This window comes from Vibrio sp. Vb1574 (assembly GCF_033338675.1).
In genome coordinates this window covers 1-1,039 of record NZ_JAWOTC010000468.1, presented here as the reverse complement: position 1 = coordinate 1,039, position 1,039 = coordinate 1, and the positions used below count along the sequence as shown (strand labels likewise).

1 protein-coding gene and 1 pseudogene are annotated in these 1,039 nt (G+C 41.9%); both read left to right on the top strand.

The window, feature by feature from the left end:
* On the top strand, nt 1–406 hold a 406-nt coding region (locus R7O12_RS26925; protein WP_318127122.1), incomplete at its 5' end, for a flavodoxin.
* Between the two features lie 70 nt (nt 407–476).
* Nucleotides 477–1,039: pseudogene (locus R7O12_RS26920) on the top strand (phosphodiesterase); the annotation flags it as partial.

The window sequence follows — 1,039 nt, the reverse complement described above, 5'->3', positions numbered from 1 at the left end:
CTATTTCCAAGCAACAAATGCTCAAGAATACCAAATCGTCGCTAACGACTCTTTGTTGGAAGGCGAAGCGAATTTGCAGGCTGATGACATTTTCCTCGTGGATTTTCATCGACTGACTATTATGTTTTCGATTCTTCAGTCTCAACGTTGGGAAGAACAGTATGACCAAGAGATGATAGTTGAATACCTTACCCAAATTATCTTAACGCCGGATTTTGAGTTGTACGTTGGTTTTAAAGATGGCAACCCGGTGGGTGCCGCCATTGCAAGTAGCTATGAAGGTAACACGCTGATTTCTGACGTGGCCGTTTCTCAATCTTTAGATAAACAACAGTTTTCAGCGGATATTGCGAAAAGACTTAATAGTGATCACAAATTATGTGACACAATTATAATAGAAAGTTGATCAATATCGGCTTCATTTAAAAATGAAGCGCTACTATATGCAGCATTGCATTGGTTCGGCTGGGTAAAAAATGGTTAAGCGTTTAGCGCGTTTTCTCACTCTTGTGTTGTGCATAGGAACGGTTGCCGTACAAGCAGAGGAAACAAATTGGGAGCTCAAACGAGTTCTCGTGCTTCACTCCTATGATCCGTCTTATCAATGGACTAATGACATTCAGGCGGGAATCGAAAAGGGATTCAAGCAAACTGACGGCGAAGTCAAACTATCCATTGAATATTTGGACGCGAAGCGTGTTCATTCCGAAGGCTATTTGCAACAAATGGCGAGTTATCTTCGGTTTAAATATCGAGCTTATGAATTTGATGGTGTAATTATCTCTGACGACGCAGCCATGCGTTTCGTCAGAAATTATTTTCAGAACCCCAAGCGCAATGTTCCTATGGTCGCGATTGGGATTAATGATAAAGGCTCTTCTCTCGATACAGTAAGTACAAATGGCAGTGTGATTTACGAAGAAGATCGCGTGGTCGAAAACATCGCGTTGATCAATCGCTTGCGTCCCCGTATCAAAAATTTGTATTACCTTGCCGATCGCAGTGTGACCTCAGAACTGATATATCAACGCGTAAAAGC